2 protein-coding genes are annotated in these 3,303 nt (G+C 67.4%); both read left to right on the top strand.

Annotated features, from left to right (window positions below; all coding sequences use genetic code 11):
• A partial coding sequence (locus GSQ79_RS27205; protein ID WP_158811875.1) for an autotransporter outer membrane beta-barrel domain-containing protein occupies nucleotides 1-2,138 on the top strand: 2,138 nt, incomplete at its 5' end.
• A gap of 252 nt (nucleotides 2,139-2,390) precedes the next feature.
• A partial coding sequence (ribB, locus tag GSQ79_RS27200) for a 3,4-dihydroxy-2-butanone-4-phosphate synthase (RefSeq protein ID WP_246725625.1) occupies nucleotides 2,391-3,303 on the top strand: 913 nt, incomplete at its 3' end.

Below are 3,303 nucleotides of genomic sequence, written 5' to 3'. Positions count from 1 at the left end.
GCGCCGCCAACACCGCTGGCGATCCCTATGTCCCATCGGCCGCCAATCAGGCGCTTTACCAGTCGGAACTGACCTACGGCCTGCCGACCCTGACTCTAGCGCAGGCGCCTCATGAAGCCGCCCCCGTCGGCGGTCCGGACGCGTCCATTCTGCTCGCGCCGATCTTCGGCGGCAGCACTGCCGCAGCCTTGGCGATCGCGCCGACGGGCGGCCTCAACGGCACGCTGTCGACCAACACGATCAACCAGATCATCGTCAACACCGAGACCAACGCGCTTGCGGCCTTCTACGGCACGTCCCTGAGCTACTGGACGCGCATCGATCTCTACACGGCCTCGGGCTACTTCCAGAATGTCATCGGCACGCTGTCGATGGCCTCCACCGACCTCCTGACGACCAATGTCACCGTCGGCGCGACCGGCGTCCTCGACGCCAACGGCGCGATCACCGGAACGACGACGGTCGCGACGGGCGGTACGCTGTCGGGCGCCGGCACGACGGCCGGCGTCACGGTGGCGAGCGGCGGTACGCTCGCGCCGGGTAGCCTCGCCGCCCAGACGGCGCTTCTGTCGGGTACGACGGGTGTCGCCGGCACAGGCCTCGCCGTCACGGGGCCTCTCGCCTTCGCGGCGGGCTCGACGCTGACCATCGTCGCATCGCCGACGCAGGCGACGAAGGTCACCGACACCGGCGCCACGACGATCGCGGGCGGCACCGTCGCCGTGCAGGGTGCGGCCGGCGCTGCCTTCGCGCCATCGACCCGGTTTACGATCCTCACCGCGACAGGCGGCGTCGCCGGCACGTTCACGGGGGCGACTTCGAGCCTGCCGTTCTTCTCGGCGGCGCTCTCCTATGACGCCGACGACGTGTTCGTCTCGGTGAACCGCAACGCCCAGGCCCTGGCCGCGGCCGCTGCGACCACCAACCAGCGCAACGTGGCCTTTGCCCTCGGCAACAATGCGGGCGCCGCGACCGGCGCCGGCGGCACGCTGGCGAACGCCATCTTCGGTCTCGGCAGCACCCAGCAGGCCCGCGCGGCTTTCGACAACATTTCGGGCGAGGGCATCGTCGCCGTAGAGAACGCCGGCATCCGTGCCGCGCGCGTCTTCTCCGGGGCGATCAACGATCAGGCGACGTCCTGGCTGACCGGCGGTCTCGGCGCCGTCAACAGCATCACCGTCGGCAACGGCCTGCCGGCCGGCGTGCTGGGTTACGCGCAGAACGAGGCGATGGTTTCCCCGATCGTCGTCGACCGGGCCCTGGCGCCCCGCACCTATCGCGTCTGGTCGACGGGCTTCGGCGGCGGCGTGTCGATCAGCGGCAATGCCAACGTGGCCGGTGAAACCGGCAACTTCTACGGCGGGGTTTTGGGGCTCGACTATCAGGTCCAGCCCAACATCCTGGTCGGCATCGCCGCCGGTGGCAGCGAGTCGAACTTCAACGTCTCGGGGCGCTCGACCTCAGGCGACGTCACCGGTTTCCATGGCGGCGTCTACAGTCTCGTCGATTTCGGGCCGTTCTACGCCACCAATTCGGTCACGGCGTCGTCTTTCTCCAACAATACCACGCGCAACGTCGCCGGTTTCGGGGGCCTCGCCACCGCGACGGAGAAGACCTCCTTCAGCTCGCTCGACATCCGCACCCGCGCCGAGTTCGGCCGCGTGCTCGAATACGGCAACGTCTACGGCTTCACCAACCTCAAGATCACGCCGTTCGTGGCGCTTGAGATCGCCCAACTGCGGACCAACGGCTTTGCCGAGTACAACACCAACGGCGCCGGCAATGTGCTCGGCCTCGCCGGCCAGGGCCAGTCGACCGCCGATGTCCCCGGCTTCGTTGGCGCCCGATTTGAATCGGTCTACCCGGTCGGACCCGGCATGGTGCTGCGCCCGATGGTCAGCCTGGCCTATCTGCATGAGTTCGCGCCGCAGCGGAACTTGCAGAACGGCTTTATCGCCCTGCCGGGCTCGGCCTTCCTCGTCTCCGGCGCGCGACCGTCGACCAACGCGGCGCAGACCAAGGCCGGATTCGAACTCGACATGGGCCATGGCGTCGGCCTGTTCGCCAACTTCGACGGCGAGTTCTCCGATCTGGAGCGCGTCTACGGCGGCAAGGGCGGCGTCCGCGTCACCTGGTAGGCGGGGTCACATAGAAGAGACAAAGGGCCGCCTTCGGGCGGCCCTTTCCGTTTGGGGGCGGCCGGCTTTGCCAAAAGCCTCGGCTTGGTTTAACCGACGCCCTTCGCTTCCGCGGTGGGATGCGCGTTTCCTCGTGGCATGCCTGGCGTGTCGGACTTCGAGACGTCGCCCGATGCATGCCGCGCGCATCGATCTTATCTGACAGACCGTGCGAGGCTCGTGCCCCGCGTCTGCATCGCGGAGAGACCAAGCTTGTCACCTATCGCCCAGCCGGCCGGCCATAACACGGCCGCCCACACTTCGGTGACCCAGGCCATCGAGGCCATCGCCCGCGGCGAACTCGTCATCGTCACCGATGACGACGACCGTGAGAACGAAGGCGACCTCGTCTGCGCCGCCTCGCTCTGCACCACCGAGAAGATGGCGTTCATCATAAGAAACTGCTGCGGCATCGTCTGCGTCCCGGTGACCGCCGACGACGCCAAGCGCCTGCATCTGTCGCCCATGGTGGCTTCGAACGATGCGCCGCTCGGCACCGCTTTCACCATCACCGTGGACAGCAAGCACGGGTTGACCACCGGCATCTCCGCGGAACAGCGCAATAATACGGTCCGCGCGCTCGCCAACGGCAACATGGGGGCAGGCGATTTCGTGCGTCCGGGCCACGTGTTTCCGCTGATCGCGCGCGAGGGCGGGGTGCTCATGCGCTCCGGACACACGGAGGCGGCGGTCGATCTCTGCCGTCTCGCCGGCGTACCGCCGGTCGGCGTCATCTGCGAGCTCGCCAATGACGACGGTACGGTGATGGCGGGCCAGCAGATCGCCGATTTCGCGGTCAAGCACCAGCTCAAGCGGATCTCGGTGGCCGATCTCATCGCCTACCGGCAGAGCCGCGAAAAGCTCGTCGAGCGGGTTGCGACCTTTCCGGTCGAGGGCACCAGCGGACCGCTCACCGGCTACGCCTATGTCACGCCGTTCGATTCCGTGCAGCACTTTGCCTTCGTCCACGGCGACATCGGCAGCGGCCGGGATATCCCGACCCGCCTGCATCGCGTCGACATCGTTGCCGACGTGATTACCGGCGGTGAGGCCATCCGCAAGATTTTTGCAAAATTTCAGGAAGAGGGCAGGGGCGTCTTCATCTATCTGCGCGACGGCGCCGCGG

The organism is Beijerinckia sp. L45 (genome assembly GCF_009765775.1).
In the GTDB taxonomy this organism is placed as follows: Bacteria; Pseudomonadota; Alphaproteobacteria; order Rhizobiales; family Beijerinckiaceae; genus RH-AL1.
This window is presented reverse-complemented; position numbering and strand designations above follow the sequence as displayed.